At 39.4% G+C, this 21,645-nt stretch carries 18 protein-coding genes; 11 read left to right on the forward strand and 7 right to left on the reverse strand.

The annotated features are described in order from the left end of the window. The first annotated feature begins 239 nt into the window (after positions 1-239). The gene (locus QMF37_RS15735; RefSeq protein ID WP_078080765.1) at positions 240-566 is read left to right on the forward strand and encodes a hypothetical protein; all 327 of its coding nucleotides are present in this window, start codon (positions 240-242) and stop codon (positions 564-566) included. Between the two features lie 72 nt (positions 567-638). Further along, on the forward strand, positions 639-1,202 hold the full coding sequence (locus QMF37_RS15740; RefSeq protein ID WP_283478833.1) for a copper resistance CopC family protein: 564 nt from the start codon (positions 639-641) through the stop codon (positions 1,200-1,202). 83 nt (positions 1,203-1,285) lie between these two features. On the opposite strand, the gene QMF37_RS15745 is transcribed toward QMF37_RS15740, so the two are convergent. The 5 genes from QMF37_RS15745 to QMF37_RS15765 all read right to left on the reverse strand — a co-directional run bounded on the left by QMF37_RS15745 (position 1,286) and on the right by QMF37_RS15765 (position 7,812). Beyond that, complete coding sequence (locus tag QMF37_RS15745; RefSeq protein WP_071152762.1) at positions 1,286-1,960, reverse strand: ABC transporter ATP-binding protein; 675 nt, start codon at positions 1,958-1,960, stop codon at positions 1,286-1,288. Position 1,961: 1 nt separating this feature from the next. Then, positions 1,962-2,996, reverse strand: a complete 1,035-nt coding sequence (locus QMF37_RS15750; protein ID WP_078080764.1) for an ABC transporter permease — start codon at positions 2,994-2,996, stop codon at positions 1,962-1,964. A 131-nt stretch (positions 2,997-3,127) separates the two neighbouring features. Further along, positions 3,128-4,501 carry a sensor histidine kinase gene (locus QMF37_RS15755; RefSeq protein ID WP_078080763.1) on the reverse strand — a complete coding sequence of 458 codons (1,374 nt, stop codon included), beginning with the start codon at positions 4,499-4,501 and terminating at the stop codon, positions 3,128-3,130. Then, positions 4,498-5,172 carry a response regulator transcription factor gene (locus tag QMF37_RS15760; RefSeq protein WP_078080762.1) on the reverse strand — a complete coding sequence of 225 codons (675 nt, stop codon included), beginning with the start codon at positions 5,170-5,172 and terminating at the stop codon, positions 4,498-4,500. Before QMF37_RS15760 ends, QMF37_RS15755 begins: the two co-directional genes overlap by 4 nt. Positions 5,173-5,388: 216 nt before the next feature. After that, positions 5,389-7,812: a PAS domain S-box protein gene (locus QMF37_RS15765; RefSeq protein ID WP_245830218.1), complete on the reverse strand. Its 2,424-nt coding sequence runs from the start codon at positions 7,810-7,812 to the stop codon at positions 5,389-5,391. Between the two features lie 436 nt (positions 7,813-8,248). Here QMF37_RS15765 and QMF37_RS15770 point away from each other — a divergent pair, with 436 nt between their 5' ends. From QMF37_RS15770 to QMF37_RS15785, 4 genes are all read left to right on the forward strand, one after another. Then, positions 8,249-8,815 carry an NADPH-dependent FMN reductase gene (locus tag QMF37_RS15770; RefSeq protein ID WP_283478834.1) on the forward strand — a complete coding sequence of 189 codons (567 nt, stop codon included), beginning with the start codon at positions 8,249-8,251 and terminating at the stop codon, positions 8,813-8,815. Between the two features lie 573 nt (positions 8,816-9,388). Then, complete coding sequence (locus QMF37_RS15775) at positions 9,389-10,156, forward strand: TerC family protein (RefSeq protein WP_071152759.1); 768 nt, start codon at positions 9,389-9,391, stop codon at positions 10,154-10,156. Between the two features lie 101 nt (positions 10,157-10,257). After that, on the forward strand, positions 10,258-10,917 hold the full coding sequence (locus QMF37_RS15780; RefSeq protein ID WP_071152758.1) for a potassium channel family protein: 660 nt from the start codon (positions 10,258-10,260) through the stop codon (positions 10,915-10,917). A gap of 287 nt (positions 10,918-11,204) precedes the next feature. Then, positions 11,205-11,711 carry a CueP family metal-binding protein gene (locus QMF37_RS15785; protein WP_283478836.1) on the forward strand — a complete coding sequence of 169 codons (507 nt, stop codon included), beginning with the start codon at positions 11,205-11,207 and terminating at the stop codon, positions 11,709-11,711. A gap of 328 nt (positions 11,712-12,039) precedes the next feature. Here QMF37_RS15785 and QMF37_RS15790 read toward each other — a convergent pair whose 3' ends face one another. Next, positions 12,040-12,732 carry a response regulator transcription factor gene (locus QMF37_RS15790; RefSeq protein ID WP_071152962.1) on the reverse strand — a complete coding sequence of 231 codons (693 nt, stop codon included), beginning with the start codon at positions 12,730-12,732 and terminating at the stop codon, positions 12,040-12,042. Further along, positions 12,725-15,436, reverse strand: a complete 2,712-nt coding sequence (locus tag QMF37_RS15795; RefSeq protein ID WP_078080761.1) for a sensor histidine kinase — start codon at positions 15,434-15,436, stop codon at positions 12,725-12,727. Before QMF37_RS15795 ends, QMF37_RS15790 begins: the two co-directional genes overlap by 8 nt. A gap of 264 nt (positions 15,437-15,700) precedes the next feature. Between QMF37_RS15795 and kdpF the strand changes: the two genes are divergently transcribed. From kdpF to QMF37_RS15815, 5 genes are all read left to right on the forward strand, one after another. Continuing rightward, positions 15,701-15,775: a K(+)-transporting ATPase subunit F gene (gene kdpF / locus QMF37_RS18310; protein ID WP_078080859.1), complete on the forward strand. Its 75-nt coding sequence runs from the start codon at positions 15,701-15,703 to the stop codon at positions 15,773-15,775. A gap of 26 nt (positions 15,776-15,801) precedes the next feature. Beyond that, positions 15,802-17,496: a potassium-transporting ATPase subunit KdpA gene (gene kdpA / locus QMF37_RS15800; protein ID WP_071152756.1), complete on the forward strand. Its 1,695-nt coding sequence runs from the start codon at positions 15,802-15,804 to the stop codon at positions 17,494-17,496. A 15-nt stretch (positions 17,497-17,511) separates the two neighbouring features. Continuing rightward, on the forward strand, positions 17,512-19,578 hold the full coding sequence (kdpB, locus tag QMF37_RS15805) for a potassium-transporting ATPase subunit KdpB (protein ID WP_149456112.1): 2,067 nt from the start codon (positions 17,512-17,514) through the stop codon (positions 19,576-19,578). Positions 19,579-19,590: 12 nt separating this feature from the next. Further along, complete coding sequence (gene kdpC / locus QMF37_RS15810; protein ID WP_058384120.1) at positions 19,591-20,229, forward strand: potassium-transporting ATPase subunit KdpC; 639 nt, start codon at positions 19,591-19,593, stop codon at positions 20,227-20,229. Between the two features lie 398 nt (positions 20,230-20,627). Continuing rightward, positions 20,628-21,611, forward strand: a complete 984-nt coding sequence (locus QMF37_RS15815) for a ring-cleaving dioxygenase (RefSeq protein WP_071152754.1) — start codon at positions 20,628-20,630, stop codon at positions 21,609-21,611. Positions 21,612-21,645 lie beyond the last annotated feature (34 nt).

Genomic DNA, 21,645 nt, shown 5'->3' on the forward strand with positions numbered 1-21,645 from the left:
TGGGTGGTATGTCTGATACCGGATCATTCCCGTTCATGTGGGTACTGGCCGGCTTAATGTTAGCGGCATTGACGACCGTAGTGGCGGTTCGTACACGCAAGCAATAAGCGTTAGTTTAAACGGAAAAAGCTAGCCTAACTGGCTAGCTTTTTTTTATCGCATTCGCTTAAGGAAGTTGTGTTTATTTGGAAAGCTATTACATTAAACCTTGCACTGAATACAAGAGGAGGTATTCGATTATGGAGATGGGATGTGACCTTGTTGTAGATTGCATCAATAGGTCTTTGCCGTTTGAAAGAAAGTGGGAAGAAAAGGTTGAAAAGCATCTAGAGGTTTGTCAGGAGTGTCAGGAACTTATGCAGTTCATAAGTGAACTCCCTTCCCTCATGAATGATGGCGTGTTTTCAGCCCAAATGAAAAAAAGAATTTTGACTACGGTGTTTGAGGAGAAGGTCGTATCAATTTCGGCAGAAAAACCTTTTCATGGTAAAATAGTTGGGTTGCTATTTCTTTCCGTCCCTTTCGTTACATCATTGTTTCGCAAGATGATCAAAGGGACCAAGTGAATTTTAAGGAAAGAAGCGATAAAGAATTAACGGTTTTGAATTTTTAAAAACCAGGAAATGGAGCGACTAAAGATGAAAAAAATTATCCTACTACTCGTATTAACGCTCTTCTCAATGCCATTAGTTGGCCAAGCACACACAACGCTGTCTTCATCATCACCTGCAGAAGGGTCAGTGGTGGTCGAATCGTTAGAAGAAGTGATGCTGACTTTCGGAACTGTCGTTGAACAAGGAAGCACAATGACACTAGAAAGCGAAGGCACTACTTACGAGTTTGATGAAATTTTACTGTCAGATGAAGTTATGACAGGGACGATAACAGAAGAGCTACCGAACGCTCCGTATACGATTAACTGGAAAATCATCGGTGTAGATGGCCATCCAATAGAAGGAATTGTGTCGTTTGAGTTGAACGTTGAGGCGATAGCTGAAGAACCAGTGGTAGAAGAGCCAGCAACTGAAACGGCAGAAGAAGAACCAGCTGTCGAAAAAGAAACATCAGTGGCAGAAGAACAAGCCGTTCAAACTGTAGACAACTCTTCAGAAGATAAAGGCAATTCACTGGTCACCATTTTGCTAGTGTTAGCCGTTCTGGTCATTGGATTTGTTGGGTATCGACTTATGAAGAAAAAATAACATGATAGCTAACAGAAAAAGAGAGGAGCTTCCAATAAAGCTGCCTCTCTTTTTGTGCAATTGCCTAATGGAATGACGACCAACTACTCAACCAAACCATCTTTCATCGTAACAATATGGTCAGCATATGACAGCATGTCTTCGTCATGTGTAACTAATAGCGTAGTGATACCCAAAGTTTTGGTCAAATTTTGGATGAGCTCCATGATTTCTTTCGAGCGCTTTGAATCTAAGCTCGCCGTTGGTTCATCGGCAAACAGCATTTTAGGTTTGTGGATAATGGCACGCGCAATCGCCACACGCTGTTTTTCTCCGCCTGACATGGATGCCGGATACGCATCTTTTCTGTGACTCATTCCAATTTGTTCTAGAAGTTCGCGCACTTCTTTTTTTTGCTGCTGTTTGGTTAATTTGGATCCTGACACTTCAAGCATCAATAGCAATTGTTCTTGCGCTGTCAGAAAAGGGACCAAATGTGCGGATTGAAAGATAAAGCCAAACTCACTTGCCCGAATTTCTCGGATTTGTCCTGGATTCATCGCAGTCAAATTTTTACCGTCAAAAATAATTTGACCACCCGTCGCTGGTTGTAGTCCTGCAGCAATGGTTAGTAGCGTACTCTTGCCGGAACCAGAAGCCCCAACAAGTGCGGTAATTTCGCCTTCGTGAAGTGAAAGATCAATGCCTTTCAAGATTTCTTCCGCTATTTCGCCGTTGGTAAATGTCTTTCTCACTTCTTGAGCTGTGAAAATGGTCATTTTAAACCTCTCCTTGTTGAATCGCTTGTAGCGGTTCGACTTTTTTAATTTGAATGCCTGATAACGTAGCTCCAATAAACCCGATGATTAAGAATACAATCGATAGCTGAATTGTTACGGTAGCTGTTAAGCTAAATGGCATGCCAGCCGGTGCAAATTGGTTGAAAAGTTGGCTCAGTGTAATTGAAAAGACCAACGCAATTCCTGTAATAAAGAACATCTGCATCCACATCATTTTAAACAAGGTACTGGTTTTCACACCAATGGCTTTCAATATGCCATACAAGCCTATTTTCTGTACATTCATCATATAGAAGAAAATAGCGAACAATAAAGCGCTAATGACTACTAAAAACCAAACAATCATGTTAAGTGATAGTTGTTCGGCACTATAGCTTGGCATAGCCGAAAGAAACTCTTTGTTCGTAAAAGATTGCATGCCAGCAATGGTCGGGTACATGTCACTTTCAGGAACAAATAGCATTTGCATTTCAGTGGTGCGGTACATTTCTTTATAATTGTCCATGTTAATAAAAGCAACAGGGGCATGGCTGTATTTTTGCTGATCGACGAAATCTTTTATAACAAATTCGCCGCTGAATTGGTCATTTGTTAGTGTGTCGCCCACTTGTAAGCCCGCTTCTTCTAATGAGCGATCGAGTACGATTTCGCCTTTTTTCACATCTTCAAACAGTGGGGACTCTGTAGAAGTAACAAACGCAACACTGCGTTGTTTGTCTTCTTCATCATTCAAAAAGCCCATTTGAATGGATAAAGCAACGGCATCTTTGGTTTCTGTTAGCATTTCATCTTGAATCTCTACATCGATACGCGATAAATTATTGGTGCCTTCCGCATCTTCAGCCATGTAAAACTGGCCTTCTGGTAAATCTTTAATAAGTGCTGCATTATCTTGTGAAAGCCCATTTGCTAGTCCTGAAATAATAAATGTTAAAAGGCTAACGAGAAAAACAATTGAACCTAAAATTGCGAACCGTACTTTATTTTTTTTAATTTCTTTCCATGCGATATTCATGATAGCGCCTCCGTTTTCTTTAATAACTTAAGTTTAACGCTCGTAGATGAACGGAAGATGAACAGAGGGTGACAATGATAAAAAAGCCGATTTTCTCTGTAGAAGAGAAAATCGGCTTTTTAAAGTACGGGTCATTCGGACAAAGGGAGTGTTACTTGTACGGTAGTGCCTTCTCCCGGAACACTGGATAGTAGGACCGTTCCGCTATGAAGCTCTACAATTTCTTTTACAATCGCAAGCCCTAAGCCTGACCCTTTTGATGAGCGAGTCCGTGCTTGGTCTGCACGATAAAATCGGTCAAAGGCGTGTTCGACTTCATTTGGGGACATGCCGATGCCTTCGTCTTGAATGGCTAACAGAAGTTGTCCAGAGTGAATACGTAACTGGACATCGATAGAACTTCCGGGTTCACTGTATTTGATGGCATTGGTCAAAAGATTTTCCCAGACGGTTTGAAGAAGAACGGCATTTCCCTTTACAGTCCCTGTTTCTAGTTGCGCTGAAATGCCAATGTCTTTTTCTTCAAAAGCATAGCGCAGGTGCGAAAGGGTTTGCTGAAGTTGCTGGTGTACAGGCACTCTTTCAGATAGCTCTGCAGATTCTGCGTCAAAGGATGCTAAAGTCAGCAATTGCTTTGTGAGTAGAGATAAGCGTGCTGTTTCATCTTGAATAATCGCGGTGTAATGTTCTTTTTCGCTCTTTTGAAGGCCTTCTTTTTGAAGCAAGGCCAGATAACTTTGGATAGTGTGGAGCGGCGATTGAATATCGTGGGAAACGTTATGGACAAATTCTTTGCGTTTTAAGGTGGATTGTTCGATTCGCGAACGCATCGTTAAGAATTGATCAGCCAAACGACCAATTTCATCTTTGCGATGGATAGTGAGCGGCACATCAAACGTTTCTGTTCCCATTTTTTCAGTCGCTTCGGTCAATTTTGTAATCGGTTGTATTAGCAAGCGTGCAACGATCAACATGCCGATAAAACTAAGTAAAATAATGCCTACTGCCAAGCCACCAAACAATAAGTGAAGTTCTTGAAATAGTAATTTAATGTCAGGTCGCATAAAGAGTGCATAGGGCTCACCGTCTAATTCAACTGGAACACCCACTGTGTTTTTCAATTCATTGGCAAAAAAACCAGTAACGAACGTTTCGCGAGGGAACTCACGAATCCCATTAAAGGACTCTCCAGCAAGCACTTGTTGAATATTAGCTAGATCAATTGACTCATCCCGGTAGTCGCCGCCAAAACGTTCTACAGAGTCACCGTTTGTTACATAAAGTTGATAGCCAGCATCGCCAAGCATGGTCAAAGTGGCTTGTGCTCGTTCTGTAGATTCTCCATCTAAAAAATCTGCAAAAGACAACGCAATGGCCATGTTTTTATCATTGTTTTGTTCTTTTAAATGACTGTGATAATAAGCATTCATTCCGAAAAATGCGATGCTGCTACTAACGAGCATTGTCGCGAAAGTAAACCAAATAAATTTGACATAAAGACTCATCCAACAACCTCCAGCTTATAGCCCACGCCTCTGACCGTGACAATCCGAACGTCAGGTGCAAACCGCTCTAAACGCTGACGCAGTCGTTTAATATGAACGCTAATTGTTTGTTCGTCCCCTTGAAAATCAATGCCCCAAACCGACTCAATGATATGGTCTCGGCTTACAACTTGAGGAGATTTTAGAGCGAGAAGTGCCAGTAAGTCAAATTCCTTTAACGGAATAAATAACATCCCGGTAGTTGATCTGATTTCATAGCTTTTTAAATCGATAGTTAAAGAGCCTACAGTTAGTAAGTCGTTTTCAGGATGGTTGTACCGTCGCAAAATAGCTTTGACTCGGTACAAAAGCTCTTTTGCTTCAAACGGCTTGACCAAATAATCGTCAGAACCAGCTGAAAATCCGCGTTCTTTATCTTCGATATGATGTCTAGCTGTTAGTAAAATTACGGGCAACTTATAGTCTGCGCGAAGTATGCGGGTCAGCTCAAAGCCGTCGATGCCTGGCATCATTACGTCAACGACTGCTAAATCGACTGTTTCGGATTCCAAGAGTTGCAAAGCCTGCTCGCCTGAGTTTGCTTCTAGGACTTCATAGCCTGTTTGGCGAAGTTCGGTAGCAACAAAATTCAACATATGCACATCATCATCCACTGCTAATATTCGAATCATTGAAATCAGCCTCCTTGATTTGTATTATACAGTGATTTGGTGAAAGTGCGGATTTAGGAAGAGGGCGCGGTCTTTTCTGTCATCCTCAGTAAAAGATGCTCCACACAAAACAGGGATTGCCTCTGTTTTGTGTGGAGCATCTTTTTGGTAAAGCCTGCATGTTATTTGGTGCATCTACTAATGGATTAACGAAGGGATGCCTACTAGTTGCCAGACCTATTCATAAACTTTATACGCATCGCGATCAATTTTTTTAGCTTCATACAAAGCTAAATCGGCACATTTAATCAATTGTTTTTCACTAGTAGCGTGATCGGGATATAAGGAAATTCCGATGCCTGCGCCCATCGTAATTTTATAGCCGTTAAAAAGAAATGGAGCTTCATATGACGTTAAAATTCGTTTAGCGGTATCAATCGCGGTTTTTACAGAGTCGATATCAGGCAAAATAACAGCCATCTCATCTCCACCTAAACGCGCAGCCGTATCACACGGACGAACGCAAGCTTGTAGGCGCCTAGCCATTTCTTTAATGACGGCATCTCCCGCATCGTGGCCAAATTGGTCATTAATTTGTTTGAACTTACGTCCATCAAGCATCAAAAGGGCGATTTTTTTGCTTGATGGATCAACTTGTAGAAAGGCTTTTTCCAATTTGCTATCAAAATTACGTCGATTAGGAATTCCTGATAAATGGTCATAAAAAGCCATTTTTGCAATTTCACTTTGAAGTTTTTTGCGCTCTGTAACATCTCTAGCAAGTGTAAACAATTGAATCATTTCTCCATTTGAAAAGACCGGATTAAAAGAAACTTCCATCCAAATGTAATGACCATCCCGGTGCAAGTAACGAACGTCTAATGGAATCGGCTTTCCTCCATTAAGAAGAGCCGTAATACGATCTGATAAATGCAAGACGTCTTCTGAATGGATATTTTGAGTAAAGGAGTTCCCAATGTATACGTGATCAGAAAATCCTAGAACTTTTTCGCTAGCAGGAGAGACGTATTCAATTTTTCCAGAAAGATCCATTAGCGTAATGATATCTAATGTATTCTCTGTGATCAATCTGTATTTCTCTTGGCTTTTTTGAAGTTCTTTTTCAATTTTTTTAAGTTCGGATACATTGTTGTATATGATGGTTGCTCCAACGACTTCTTTCCTCTCGTTACGCACAGGTGAATAAGAAGAAATGATATTTAGTAATTTCCCTGACTTGGTTACACGGAGTGTGTCATGCGATTTGACCGTGTCTCCTTTTAAAATTCTTTCCACAATATGATGTTGATCTGACTTCATCCCTTTCGGAATAATAGTCCCTTTACCGGCTATCATTTCTTCTTCTGTAAATTCAAATGTTTCTTCAAATGCGGGATTTACTTTTAAGATATCTCCTTGTGCATCAATATAAAAGATGGGAACTGCGGAATTTTTCCAAAAGATTTCAAGTTCTTCTTTTGTTTTAGTTAAGCTTTGTTGAGCCTGTGTAATTTCAGTGATGTCGGTCACTACGCTATGAATTCCAACCAACTGACCATGTAAGATGAGGGGGATGTTTGTTGCTTGAAGATAAATGAGCTGCCCGTTTTTATGATGGCAAGCAAATTCATAACGCTCGGACTTGTTGTTAGTGATTGTCTCGTGAAAATGATAACTTATTTTTTCTAGTTCATCCGGGATAATCTTGGCTATAAAGGATGTCTCGAGCAATTCCTCTACAGAGTACCCCGTAATATTTTCTGTTCCAGGATTCGCATTCTTTAAACGCCCCTTTTCGTCAAAAACAAAAATTCCGTAAGGATGGTTAGCGACTAGTGATTTATAGCGCTGCTCACTTTCTTGCAAAAGCCACTCTGTTTTTTTCTGTGTGGTAACATTCTTGGCAATCGCATAGACCCCAGTTAACGTTTCTTCAATAACTATAGGAACCGTATTCACTTGAAAAACAACTACTTCATGTTTTTTTGTATAAAGAGTCATTTCAAATTCAATAGGTATTCCTGCTAAAGCCTGTTCGAAATTCAAAAGTGTAGCTACTAATTGGTTTTCGACAGTTAAGGAGAACAAAGATTGAACGAGCAATTCTTCTTTACTAAAGCCGGTAATTTCAATAGCTTTAGCATTGACGTTGACGATTTTCTTTTGCTGGTCGAACTCGAATACAGCATGAATATTGTTTTCAAAAATAGACATTCCTTTTTGTCGTTCTGCATCCAAAGATTGAAGCGTTTCTTGCAGCATATTGTCTTTGTTCCTCTGTTCTGTAATGTCTTTTACGGTGGCTAAAATATAGTGACAGTAGCCGTCTTCTGTCAAGATGGGATTGAGTACAACTTCTCCTAAAATTTCTCCGCTTTCGGTTTCAATACTTTCAATCATTTCGATCGATTTTTGTGAAGCATGAACTTTATGGTAGTACTCAAAATGGATTTGAGCTCGCGCGGGAGATAGGACATCTTCTATGTTTTTGCCAATATCTGTTTGTTGGAGTGAGAGAATTTTGAAAGCAGCTGCATTTGCGTAAACATAACGGAATGTTTCGTGATCTTCGGCTACCAAAAAAATCGCATCTTGCATCAAGTCAAAAAGTTCAGTAGAAAGTAAAGTAGTCTGTTTTGATTTGTCTAAAAAATTTTTCAATTTTCTTGATCTCCCTTCGATACAGAAAGCCACTATTTCAATCAAAATCTATGTAGTGTACTGTGAAAATGCATGATTGGAACAGTTTTTTGACACTTGCAGCTCCAGTCAAGTCGATTGTTGCTATCAGTTGATCGCTACTTAAAAGTAAGTATTTAACATCTTTCTCCAGTTTAGTGGATTAACTAACAACAAGATATAGTTTTTTGAAATATCGCTTTAAGTTATATCGTGTCATGGCAAAGAGAGGAGATTTTATTTTTCAATTTAGTGGAATGGGGATAACTGAATATAAGTTTATACACTACTAGCTATTGAAGGAGTATTCTGTCATTTGATTTGAAACGGAGAGACATTTCCCTTATGATGAAGAGACATCAAGGAGTGCAGGTTCATAGAGCTAAGACCGCATCACAATTTGAGGAGGAACTCATTCATGACAAAAATCGGGATTATTACAGGCAGTACACGACCAGGACGTAATAGCTTGCAAGTTGCTCAGTGGGTGAAAGACATTGCTGATCAGCGTGGAGACGCTGAATACGAAGTAGTGGATTTGGCAGAATTCAAGTTGCCGATGTACGCAGAGCCTATTTCAGCAGCATATAGTCAGGATTACAAAACACCTGAAGCCATTCCGTGGTCGAAAAAAATTGCGGAACTCGATGGCTATGTCTTTATTTGTCCGGAATACAATCACGGTGTAACGTCTGCCTTGAAAAATACGATCGATTATTTGTATCCGGAATGGAACAACAAAGCAGCAGGAATTGTCAGTTACGGCTCGTCAGGAGGCGTGCGCGCAGCTGAAGCATTACGGGTTATTTTAGCAGAGTTACAAATCGCAACGGTCAGAACCCATCCGGCTATGTCGTTATTTACGGATTTTGTGAAAATGAGTGAATTCAAACCGGCAGATCTTCACACAAAATCAGTGACAACCTTGCTTGATCAAGTGAATGCGTGGACCAATGCGTTTGAACCACTTCGAAATAAAGAATGAATAACTAGAAATAAAAAAGAGTGATCTGAATTTTTGGATTTCTTTTTTCTGCTGTATGACAGATTTAAAAGTTGAGGTGAATCAGAAATTATAAGTAGCAAAATGTTTAGTAGATTTGAGGATAGCAACATCAGCCAAGTTTATTTTATTGATTTTGGTGAAGTTCTTTCTGGTTAGTGATTCTTTTGCTTCATCTAATCTACAATGTAGTGTCACTCATTGTTTGCTAATTTACTAAAAAAATGCCACAGAACTTATACGATGGCTTACTGATCGATCACTAGTTATTTGGTGCTTGCTCCTATCAGTGCGTGCAGATAGAGTCTTTAAAAGAATTTTTTTAGACACATTTACTAGTTGGACATACGGGCTCAAGGTGCTATACTAATATCACAACTCAATAGACTTTGACATCACGTCAAAGGGGAGTAGCTATAGGGAAACCTATTTCACAGTCGTCAATACATGGTTTGTAGCCATCGGTTGTGATAGCAAAATTTTGCTTAGCGAGACCTTTGCCTTTTATTAGGCAAGGGTCTTTTTTGTTGTCAAAAAATAAGAGGAGGCTGAAAGATGGAAGCGATTTTATTGGAGTATGTATGGGTGTTACTGGTGTTGGTGGCGTTGGAAGGGTTGTTAGCTGCAGATAATGCGGTAGTAATGGCAGTAATGGTCAAGCATTTACCGGAAAAACAACAGAAAAAAGCGTTGTTTTATGGATTAGTAGGAGCATTTGTTTTCCGATTTGCAGCTTTGTTCATGATTACACTATTGGTAAACGTATGGCAGATTCAAGCATTAGGTGCTGCGTATTTACTGTTTATCGCGTTTAAGCATATTTATGATCAGCGAAAAAGAAAAGATCATAGCCTTGAACCAGAGGCGACAAAAGGTTCTGGTTTTTGGATGACTGTATTGAAAGTTGAACTAGCGGACATTGCGTTTGCGATTGACTCAATGCTAGCAGCTGTTGCATTGGCGATTACTTTGCCTCATTTGGAGTTGTTCGGTGTCAGTGAAATTGGCGGCATTAACTCGGGTCAGTTCGCGGTCATGTTGGCAGGCGGACTAGTTGGACTCGTTATAATGCGGTTTGCTGCCCACAAATTCGTCAAACTCTTAGCCGATTATCCGCAGTTAGAAACAACTGCTTTCATCATTGTTGGTTGGGTAGGTGTTAAGTTGACCGTACTTACGCTAGGACATGAAAAGCTCGGGATTATCCCATATGATTTTGCTCATTCTACAGAGTGGAAACTTATTTTCTGGGGAGTGCTGCTTGGAATCGTTGCAGTAGGTGCATTAATAAGTATCAAAAAGAAAAAAGAACAGCAAGCATAAAAGCAGTATCCAAAAGGCCGCATGTATGTTAAATCTAAGGGAAAAAGTCCATTTAAATATGTTGCTATAGTAATCACCTACTTAAGAGATGAGGAAATAAGTTGAAAAAAGAAGTTGTTATTATTGGACTGGGCAGATTTGGGACAAGCATGTGCCGAGAGTTAAACCGATTAGGACATGACATACTCGCTATTGATACAGATGAAGAGAAAGTCAATGAAGTCTCGGATTGTACGACTCAAGCCGTTATAGCAAATGCCACAGATGAAAATGTATTGACATCATTAGGAGTGCGCAATTTTGAACACGCCGTTGTAGCAATTGGAGATAATCTTCAATCTAGTGTGTTATGTACGTTAATCCTCAAGGAAATGGGGATTTCAACTATCTGGGTCAAAGCCAGAGACTTGCAGCATCAAAAAATTCTTGAGAAGGTGGGGGCAGACCGAGTGATTCAACCAGAATACGAGATGGGAGTGCGTATGGCACATCACTTAAACTCTGAAAAAATCATTGATTATATTAATCTTTCGGAGGAATATAGCATCATCGAATTGGTCGCTCCCCCGTCTATTTCAGGAAAAACCTTGTTTCAGCTTGATATTCGTGCCAAGTTTAATTGCACGGTACTGGCGATTAAACGTTTTGAAGATGTCAACATTGCCCCGAGTCCAGAAGACGAGATTGTCAAAGGAAATATTCTGGTCTTGATGGGCCATAAAGATGATTTAAAGCAATTTGAGGAAAAAGGACTGTCATAGCTTTCCCCTGTTTGGTTTTATAAAGAGACGGCTAAACAAAGGTCACGAACAGTAAGCTAAAGCGACTTTCTTAACGTATAGTGATGAGTTGGAATTATCGTCTTGAGTAATGGCGTATGGTTGTGTCGAAGGAAACGCTAGAGAAGTCATAGCAAAAGAGGGAGCTCAGTTCAGTCATGCTGGAGTTCCTTCTTTTTTGTGTAAATAGCTAGGTTCATAAAGTCGTAAGAATTACCGCATAATGCAAGAACCAACTTTGCTATAGTAAGGAGGAGAGGAGAGATACTATGAGAGTTCCATTTTTTGTGATTATGGTGGCTTTACTAGGGTTACTAGCAGGATGTACGGAGGAACCATCGCTAACCCAAGCTGAAGTAAAGGAGTTAGTGTCTGACTTAAGTGGGAGTGACAAAGTCAGTGCAGCTTCGATAGATGATCAAGAACTAACGGTTGAAGACGAGGGAGAAACAGCTGTCTATCCGTTATCCGGAGAAGAGTTTTTTGTTTCAATCGCACCTTATGAGACATACACACATCCTTGTGAAATTCATAGTTTGACGGGATGCCAAGGAGAGCTAGCAGAAAAAGAAATGACGGTAAAGATTATAGATGATCAAGGAGAAGTTTATGTAGACGAGGTGATGACAACGCCGGCAAACGGGTTTATCGACCTCTGGTTGCCTCGTGACCGAACATACACAATTGAAATTGAAGCAGAAGGTAAAAAGGGAGAGATTGGCTTTTCTACATTTGCAGGCGATCCTACTTGTTTAACCGATTTACTGCTGAGCTAAGTTGAAAGTTCGCTAGTATAACTTCCTTTAAAATTGTGCTTTATGTCTTGAAAAAATTGGCATGAATTACACGACCATAATGAGTTGAGAGACTTATAAAATACTGTCATTAGGCTGTTTGCGCCCTGGATTTTATGGGCGCAAGCAGCCTAATTTTTGGGGATCGGATTTGCATTCGCGTACTTCTGTAGATGATCGTTGGAAAAGGCAAAGGGTGGTTCATCTTTTTTGACTCCATTAAAGTAGACATCAGCCTATTCTGTAGTAGGCAAAAAGAGCTACACTCAAGAAGTCATTTTTCATGACCTTATAGGACAGCCTTTTTAAATTAAAGCTTTAGCATTCTGTAACCAACACGTACATGGGTCTGAATGTATTTTGGATCTGAAGGATTTTCTTCGATTTTTTTTCGTAAAGTGGCCATAAATACACGCAAACTCGGAACGTCAGATTGAGATACATGCTTCCAAACTTCTTTTAATAGAAAGTTATGCGTCAACACTTTTCCTACATTTTTGGAAAGTACAATCAGTAATTTATATTCAATCGGAGTTAAGTGAATTTCTTGCCCATCGATAAAAACGGTATTTGCTAAGTAATCAATACATAAATCACCATTTTTGAACAACGGTTGTTCGTTCTCATAGTTGCGTTCAATCGTATTTCTTCTAAGAGCCACACGAATACGAGCTAAAAGTTCATCAACGCTAAACGGTTTTGTTACATAATCATCTGCGCCTGCGTCAAGCGCATTTATCTTGTCATGGTCTTCTCCTCGAGCGCTTACTATAATGATTGGTGTTTGTGACCAGCTTCGGACTTTATGAATCACATCAATTCCATCCAAGTCAGGCAGCCCAAGATCTAGAATAATAAGGTTTGGTTGAATGGAGAGCACCTTTTGCAGTGCAGACTCACCATTAGTTGCAATTTCATGTTCATATCCATTCACTGTTAATGTCATTTTAATTAAATTTGCAATTGCAACATCATCTTCTACCACAAGAATTCGTTTATTCATCGTCATTAATGTCTCCTTTTTTTAGCATAAAACTAAAAATAGTACCTGTTGGATGATTGTCCAATACCGTCAATTGACTACCGTGTACGTGTAGGATTGACTGACATAATGCTAATCCAAGTCCAAGTCCTCTACCACTGTCACTTCGATGTATTTTTCCTGTAGTAAAAGGTTCAAATAGTATGGATTTCAATGTGTCGTCAATACCTTGTCCAGTGTCACTAACAGTAATTTGAATATCATCATCAATTTCCTCAGCTTTTAAACTTATTTCAGTGCCTACAGGTGTGTACTTTAATGCATTATCAATGAGATTAATTAGTACTTGGATGAGCAGCCTAGCATCCATCATCGCGATTGCTAATGCAGGCTCGACTTGGCATGAAATACGGTGTGTGGTTTTGTTGTGAACTACATGTAAAAGAGCTTCTTGCATAATATCTTGCATAATCTCAGGCTGCATTTCAATCGCGAGTTTCCCCTCATCCAATCGAGATACAGCTAGTAAATTTTCAACTAACTGCACGAGCCATTTTGAATTGCTGTAAATATCATTATACAACTGATTTTTTTGTTCATCGGTAATTTTGTTTGAGCTAGTCAATAATATATCTGCGTTGCCTGAAATACTTGTTAAAGGCGTACGCAAATCATGTGAAATCCCACGCAATAAATTAGCCCTCATTTGCTCTAGTTCTGCTTCTCGTTTTACTTCTTCGGTCGCTTTTTGCAAATACCATTTATCTAGTGCAAACGCAAAATCATTGAGAATAGCATTTAAAATATGACGTTCAAAAGCGGGTAGTGGCACTTCAATGGGTAGTAAAATACCGAGGACGCCTTTAACACTTTCACCAGAAAAAAATGGAACATAATAAGCGCTCGCTTCAGGAAACGTATCAGTTGTCATACCTGCTTGTTGGTTATTATTTGCTACCCACGTTATTACACCACGCTCGTTGGCATTATGGAATTTGGAGAGTAGCTCCTTATTTTCCTGAGCTGTTAAGACGTCAGAAGACGAAGCTACTGAATGTGTGATGAGTTCGTTTGCAATTTCACAAAAAATAACAGGTCGTTCGATGAGTTTTACAACTTGAGACATTCCTTCTGTAATAATCTCTTCTAGCGATTTTGCATAGTTTAATTTGCGACTTGTTTCTAACAATACTTCCGTTCGGTAGGACTTGCGTATCGCTTCCCTAGCCTGTTTTTTTACTTTCCGTGTCAAACTGCTTGTGATAAAACCAGATATGAACATGATGGGAAACGTCATTGCGTAATCCCGATGATATGCTTCAAACGAAAATCTGGGTTCAGTAAATAAAAAATTGAAAAGTAATACGGCAATTAGCGAACTGACTATGCTGACCATCCACCCACTTGACCACAAGGCGAGTACTAACACTCCTAAAATATAAATAGTAATAATATTCGATTCACCTACGCCAAATGTAAAGAAAAGCAAACCGATTGCTGATACCGCAATAAAAATTACTATCATCTTTAATAAGTCGTTCCAGTCAAGTGAAAACTGTGGCTTTACAGGAAGAAAACCTTTTGGTTCTTGATGTTCATCTACGACAATGAACATCGCCAAGTTAGGCGCGTACTTACTAATCTGATCAGCTATTTTGAAATTTGTAGACCACCATCGATTTTTAGTTACCGACTTCCCTATTACTAAATTTGTTACACCACTCATCCGTGCATAGTTTGCGATAGTCGCAGCGACATCATCTGCTTGCATACTGACAACGCGCCCGCCAAGCTGTTCTACTAATTTGCTATGTTCTTGAATTCGTTGTGAGTCTGAAGGATAAGACCGATCATTATCATCTTTTTGTACATATATAGCGGTGAAGTTCCCGTGAAGGGCTTGGGCAAGTCGTGCTGCTGACCGTATCACTTTAGGATTAGTAGACGAGCTACTTATACCGACTAATATATGTTCTTCTATATGCCCGCTGGTCCCGAATGAACCCGCTTCGTGAGCCGTTCGACGATAAACGGTATCTGCTGTACGACGAAGTGCAATTTCTCGAAGTGCAACAAGATTTTTTCTTTGAAAAAAGTGATCCATTGCGTATTTGATTTGTTCAGATTTATAAATTTTCCCCTCTATTAATCGCTGTATCAGATCATCTGGTTCAATATCGACAAGCTTAATCTGAGAGGCATTGTCAATCATGAAATCTGGAATACGCTCGCGCACATTGACTCCAGTAATCTCTTCGACCAAATCGTGAAGACTTTCAATATGTTGAATGTTAACGGTGGTATAAACATCAATGCCTTGTGCTAATAATTCGTTTACATCGCCGAAGCGCTTTAAGTGACGCATCGTTGGAACATTACTATGTGCTAACTCATCTATCACTACAATTGAAGGCTTTCTTTTAAGAATTGTATCGATATCGAGTTCTTTGAAGGTCTTTTCTTTGTAGTCGATTTTAATTGGTGGTATGGATTCAAGACCGTTGAGTAAAGCTGTGGTTTCTGGTCGGATATGTGGCTCAATATAGCCAATTATTACATCTATTCCAAGCGCTTTTGCATGATGCGCAGCATCTAGCATTGCGTAGGTCTTACCAACACCTGCCGCATACCCAAGAAATATTTTTAACTTTCCTTTTTCTGAGTCCATCTGCTGTTGTTTGATTTTTGCTAAGATTTCTTCTGGATTCGGCCGGTTGTCTTCCATCAGTCTTCACCTCTTCTTGATTATACCGCCAACTATCATTAAGACAGTATTAAGATTGGCATCTTAATACTGTCTTAATACAATTTGTCTTTCTCTAACGCTACGTTAATTTAACAAGCAGTATGATGAAAATAATTACTAAGTAGAAAGGGTGATAGATGTGATAGATGTTTATATGGTCGCTTTACTCGGCATTTGCTTTACTAGTCTCTACGGTTTTACTAATTGGTGTTATCAGAAAGAAAATAAGTAGGAGGAGATTTTATGTGGGTTGTTATCCTCATTATCGTTGGATTGTTTGTCTATTTAGGTCATGCATTACTCTACCCAGAAAAATAGTAATAAGCCAATAGGAGGTTAAGAAAATGTGGCAAATCGCTTTCGTATTACTTATCTATCTACCTATGGTCGTGTTAATAGGCCATTATTTATACCATGTAACAATGCGCGAAAAAACATGGTTAGATCCGGTTATGGATCGTATCGATGGAGTTATTTACAAAATTTCTGGTGTTAAGCAAAATAATATGACTGGTAAACAATATGTGCTGGCACTCATTCTTTCGAATGCGCTCATGGTATTTATCGGTTATATTGTACTGCGTATTCAGTCAGTCTTATTTTTAAATCCAAATGAAATTACTAATATGGAAGCAACGTTATCATTTAATACGATTATCTCCTTCATTACCAATACAAACCTACAACATTATAGCGGTGAATCAGGACTAAGTTATTTGTCTCAAATGCTTGTTATTACATTTCTGATGTTCACTTCTGCAGCAACGGGTTACGCGGCGTGCATGGCATTCTGTCGACGTTTAGTAGCAAAAAAAGATACACTCGGCAATTTTTTTGTCGATATGGTACGTGTAATCACTCGAGTGTTACTGCCGATTTCATTTATTGTTTCAATGATTTTAGTGTTCCAGGGTACACCGCAAACTTTTAAAGCAAACGAAACTGTTCAAACTATTGAAGGAAAGATGCAAGATCTTGCCCTTGGGCCTGTGGCATCTTTAGAATCTATCAAACACGTTGGTACAAACGGCGGCGGTTTTTACGGTGCCAATTCAACGACGCCATTTGAAAACCCGACTGTGTTAACAAATATTATTGAAATATTATCTATGATGATACTGCCAGGGGCATGCGTTATTGCGTTTGGCTTAATGGTTGCAGCTCGACGTAAGAGAGCCTTAATTGGAAAGCAAGGAATGGTTATTTTTGCTGCGATGGGAATCTTATTTCTGGCTGGCTTAACTGCTTGTTATATGGCAGAGCGTGAAGGAAATCCAATCATTAGTTCACTCGGTATTACTCAGGAACTGGGTAGTATGGAGGGGAAGGAAATGCGTTTTGGTGTTGCACAATCGGCTTTATTTACTACCGTAACAACGGCTTTTACAACAGGTACTGTAAATAATATGCATGATACGTTAACGCCAATTGGAGGTATGGTTGCGTTATTTAATATGATGCTTAACGTTGTGTTTGGAGGTAAAGGTGTTGGGTTGATGAATATGATGATGTATGTCTTGCTGACAATTTTTATTGCTTGTCTGATGATTGGACGCACGCCGCAGTTTTTAGGTAAGAAAATTGAGGAGAAAGAAATGAAGTTAATCGCGCTGTGTATTTTAATTCATCCGGCAATTATCTTAAGTTTCTCAGCAATTGCAATTTCGACTACGGCAGGTATCGCAGGTATTACAAATCCAGGTGCACACGGGTTGTCACAAATTCTTTATGAGTACGCCTCTTCTTCAGCAAATAATGGTTCTGGCTTTGAAGGATTAGCAGATAATTCAACGTTTTGGAATGTGACAACGGGCTTAGCGATGTTTTTTGGTCGTTATCTTTCAATTATTATTCAACTGGCTATTGCTTCCATGCTTGCGACTAAGTTACTACACAGTGAAACGGCTGGAACATTAAAAACAGATAACGTAATGTTTGCATTCATGCTGATTTCAATTGTACTAATGATTGGTGCTTTGACATTTTTACCGGCTTTGGCACTTGGTCCAATTACAGAACACTTGCAAATACGTTCTTGACGAGGAGAGACAACGATGGAGACTGTGTCTAAAAAAAGTTTTATCACAAGTGAAATTATGAAAAGTTCCATTACAGCAGCTTTTAAAAAGTTAAATCCCGTTTATATGGTGAAAAATCCGGTAATGTTCGTAGTCGAAATCGGTTTTATTTTTGTTCTTGTATTAACTATTTTTCCCGCTTTATTAGAGGATAGTAGCGTTCAGTATGCACGTCTTTATAACGCGCTCGTTGCGGCTATTTTGTTTATCACAATTCTCTTCGCAAATTTTGCTGAAGCAATTGCGGAAGGTCGAGGTAAGGCTCAAGTACAGACACTTAAGAAGACAAAAACAAGTACAGATGCACGTGTCGTGATGGCTGATGGTACGCATCTTATGAAACAAGCTGAAGATCTTAAAAAGGGAGATGTTGTCTTAGTAAAGACTGGTGAAATCATTCCTAACGATGGTGAGGTAGTGGATGGAATTGCCACTGTTGATGAATCTGCAATCACTGGTGAATCTGCTCCGGTAGTGAAGGAGCGTGGTGGAGACTTTTCATCAGTTACCGGTGGTACGACTATAACAAGTGACTGGTTGAAAGTTGAAATCACTTCGTTACCAGGAGAATCGTTTCTAGACAAGATGATTGCGTTAATCGAGGGAGCAAAGCGTAAAAAAACGCCAAATGAAATTGCATTAAATACATTATTAGTCAGTTTAACTATTATCTTTTTACTAGTTGTAGTCACACTTTACCCTATGACCATCTATTTAGATGTTGATATCCCCATTTCAACACTTATTGCGTTAGTCGTTTGTTTAATACCAACAACAATCGGTGGGCTATTATCGGCAATTGGAATTGCAGGTATGGATCGCGTGACGCAATTTAATGTAATTGCAATGTCAGGAAAAGCTGTGGAAGCCTGTGGAGATGTAGATACTTTGATTTTAGATAAGACGGGGACAATTACTTATGGAAATCGTCAAGCTTCAGAGTTTTTGCCAGTACAGGGTATTGATCGGAAAAAACTTCTACGTGCTGCATGGCTAAGTTCACTAAAAGATGATACACCGGAAGGTAAATCCATTTTAACTCTTGCAACTACATTAGGTATTGAAAAAAATGATGAAAAAAAACTTGTCGAAACGAGCACTCACGTAGCATTTACAGCCCAGACGCGTATAAGTGGGGTGGATTTAGAGAATGGTCAAAAAATTCGAAAAGGCGCTTACGATTCAATGAAAAAAATGAGTGATGCTGCCAATCAAGTGATACCGAAAGACTTGGAGGGCATCGTTCAACAAGTATCATCTCTTGGTGGAACCCCGTTAGTAGTTGCAATAGATGAAAAAATACTGGGCGTCATTTATTTAAAAGATGTTGTGAAATCTGGTTTAAAAGAACGCTTTGAACTACTACGCGCGATGGGTATTAAAACCATCATGTGCACCGGGGATAATCCATTGACAGCAGCCACAATTGCAAAAGAAGCAGGTGTTGATAGTTTTGTTGCAGAAAGCAAACCTGAAGACAAAATCAATTTGATTAAAGAAGAGCAAGCGCTTGGGAAGGTTGTCGCTATGACTGGTGACGGTACAAATGATGCACCTGCACTTGCGCAAGCCAATGTTGGATTAGCGATGAATTCTGGAACAAATGCGGCCAAAGAAGCGGCAAATATGGTTGATTTAGACTCGAATCCAACCAAAATTATTGAAGTTGTAGAAATCGGAAAGCAATTGCTAATGACTAGAGGTGCATTGACAACTTTTAGTATTGCCAATGACGTTGCAAAATACTTTGCAATCCTACCAGCGATGCTAATGGTAGCGATTCCAGAGATGGACGTCTTAAATATTATGCATTTAAATTCACCAACAAGTGCGATTATCTCCGCATTGTTATTTAACGCAATCATCATTCCATTGCTCATCCCTATTGCGTTAAAAGGTGTTTCTTACAAACCCATGAGTACAGAGAAATTATTAACTAGGAACTTGCTACGTTACGGTCTAGGTGGGGTTATTGCGCCTTTTGTGGGCATTAAATTGCTTGATATACTGACAAGTCCTATTTTAACTATGATGAATTTATAGGAGGTAGATGAAATGAGAGGACTTTTTGAATATACAAAACAAGCCATGTTTATAACGTGTTCGTTGTTCATCTTATGCGGGCTAGTTTATCCATTTGCAGTCACTGGTGTTGCGCAAGTGTTTTTCAAACAACAAGCAAACGGTAATTTAATACAGGTTGACGATAAAGTAGTGGGATCTAAAAATGTGGGACAAGCGTTCACAAATCCAGCTTATTTTTCAGGTCGGATATCTGCAATTAATTACAATGTTTATACAAAAGAAGATACCTTACCGGATGTAAATGGCGACATAGCTTTTGGAGGTGTTAGCTCGGGAACATATAATTATGGACCTTCTAATCCAGAACTGGAGAAACGAATTGAAACAGACATAGTCGCATTTTTGAATGCTAATCCAGATGTAAAACGCGAGCAAATTCCAGCAGATTTGATGACTGCCTCTGGGTCGGGTCTTGATCCTCATATTAGTATTGAAGCTGCACAGATTCAAGTGAGCCGAGTAGCACAAGCAAGTGGATTATCTATAAAGGAAATAAATACGATTGTGCTGGACAATACTGAAAATAAAGTATTGGGATTATTGGGTGAAGATAAGATGAATGTTTTAGGGTCAAATATAGCTATTTTTCAAAAAATAAATGAAAAATAATCTTTTTGCTAGCGGTTCATAAAAATCAGTACAAAGTATAAGTTGTTAAAGAGCATCTAATGTAACTTAAAAAGATGCTCTTTTTCTTTTATGTATAGTTTCGATTGTTCTCAACTACCAACCTGAATCATTTTTTTATATCACAGCAGAACCAATTAAACATCAAAAAGAAAAGCCAACTCAACTAGTTGACACCCCAAAAACTACATGGTATTATTATCTTGAATTAAAGATAAATTGTTTCGAGATAGTTTATGTTGATAGAATCTTGGATTTATTAATTGTGAAATTTACTAAGCTTCTGTTGAGCCACTGAAAATTAGAGAACGATTAAATTTTTTTAACTATATATCTCGAATTCGAGATATTAATTGCTTTCAAAAAGAGGAGAGAATTTGATGAACGAATTAAAAGGAATTCACCACGTAACAGCCATCACTAGCAGCGCGGAAAAAAACTATGAATTTTTTACGCATGTATTGGGCATGCGTCTTGTCAAGAAAACGGTGAACCAAGACGATATCCAAACGTATCATCTATTCTTTGCAGATGATAAAGGGTCAGCGGGAACAGATATGACGTTCTTTGACTTCCCGAACATTCAAAAAGGCGTGCACGGAACAAACGAAATTTACAAAACGGCTTTCCGCGTGCCAACGGATAGCGCGCTCGACTACTGGATCAAACGTTTTGACAAATACCAAGTGGCACATAAAGGTATCGAAGAAATATTCGGTAAAAAAACGATTTCGTTCGTCGATTTTGATGATCAACAGTATATGCTGATTTCAGATGAAAATAATAGAGGTGTAGCATCCGGCACACCGTGGCAAAACGGTCCTGTGCCACTGGAGTTTGCAATTACAGGGCTTGGCCCCGTGCATATTCGGATCGCAGATTTTGACAGCTTGAAAAAAGTATTAGAAAGTGCGATGTTGATGCGCGAAATTGCAAAAGAAGATGCTTTCCATTTGTTCGAAATAGGAGAAGGTGGAAACGGGGCGCAAGTCATTGTCGAGCATAACACGTCGTTGCCATCTGGACGTCAAGGTTTTGGTACGGTTCACCACGCGGCTTTCCGTGTAGCAGATACTGACGTATTGCAGGAATGGATCGACCGGATGCAAAGTCTTGAGTTCCATACATCCGGCTATGTCGATCGATTTTTCTTCGAATCGTTGTATGCACGAGTAGGACAAGGCATTCTGTTTGAATGGGCAACAGACGGTCCAGGGTTTATGGACGATGAGCCTTATGAAACTGTTGGAGAAAAATTGTCGCTGCCACCGTTTTTGGAACCGAAACGTGAAGAAATCGAACAATTAGTGCGTCCAATCAATACGGTACGCAGCACACAGACGATTGAAAAAGAGGTTTTGTAACGATGGGAAAAAGAACAAGCATAATGAGTAAATT

It is taken from the genome of Planococcus sp. S3-L1 (assembly GCF_030063085.1).
Taxonomy (GTDB): domain Bacteria; phylum Bacillota; class Bacilli; order Bacillales_A; family Planococcaceae; genus Planococcus; species Planococcus kocurii.

What these genes read in the sequence shown, in the direction of transcription:
- QMF37_RS15735 (WP_078080765.1), top strand. Translation starts at nt 240, where the DNA reads ATGGAGATGGGATGTGACCTTGTTGTAGATTGCATCAATAGGTCTTTG.
- QMF37_RS15740 (WP_283478833.1), top strand. Translation starts at nt 639, where the DNA reads ATGAAAAAAATTATCCTACTACTCGTATTAACGCTCTTCTCAATGCCA.
- QMF37_RS15745 (WP_071152762.1), bottom strand. Translation starts at nt 1,960, where the DNA reads ATGACCATTTTCACAGCTCAAGAAGTGAGAAAGACATTTACCAACGGC.
- QMF37_RS15750 (WP_078080764.1), bottom strand. Translation starts at nt 2,996, where the DNA reads ATGAATATCGCATGGAAAGAAATTAAAAAAAATAAAGTACGGTTCGCA.
- QMF37_RS15755 (WP_078080763.1), bottom strand. Translation starts at nt 4,501, where the DNA reads ATGAGTCTTTATGTCAAATTTATTTGGTTTACTTTCGCGACAATGCTC.
- QMF37_RS15760 (WP_078080762.1), bottom strand. Translation starts at nt 5,172, where the DNA reads ATGATTCGAATATTAGCAGTGGATGATGATGTGCATATGTTGAATTTT.
- QMF37_RS15770 (WP_283478834.1), top strand. Translation starts at nt 8,249, where the DNA reads ATGACAAAAATCGGGATTATTACAGGCAGTACACGACCAGGACGTAAT.
- QMF37_RS15775 (WP_071152759.1), top strand. Translation starts at nt 9,389, where the DNA reads ATGGAAGCGATTTTATTGGAGTATGTATGGGTGTTACTGGTGTTGGTG.
- QMF37_RS15785 (WP_283478836.1), top strand. Translation starts at nt 11,205, where the DNA reads ATGAGAGTTCCATTTTTTGTGATTATGGTGGCTTTACTAGGGTTACTA.
- QMF37_RS15790 (WP_071152962.1), bottom strand. Translation starts at nt 12,732, where the DNA reads ATGAATAAACGAATTCTTGTGGTAGAAGATGATGTTGCAATTGCAAAT.
- QMF37_RS15795 (WP_078080761.1), bottom strand. Translation starts at nt 15,436, where the DNA reads ATGGAAGACAACCGGCCGAATCCAGAAGAAATCTTAGCAAAAATCAAA.
- kdpA (WP_071152756.1), top strand. Translation starts at nt 15,802, where the DNA reads ATGTGGCAAATCGCTTTCGTATTACTTATCTATCTACCTATGGTCGTG.
- kdpB (WP_149456112.1), top strand. Translation starts at nt 17,512, where the DNA reads ATGGAGACTGTGTCTAAAAAAAGTTTTATCACAAGTGAAATTATGAAA.
- kdpC (WP_058384120.1), top strand. Translation starts at nt 19,591, where the DNA reads ATGAGAGGACTTTTTGAATATACAAAACAAGCCATGTTTATAACGTGT.
- QMF37_RS15815 (WP_071152754.1), top strand. Translation starts at nt 20,628, where the DNA reads ATGAACGAATTAAAAGGAATTCACCACGTAACAGCCATCACTAGCAGC.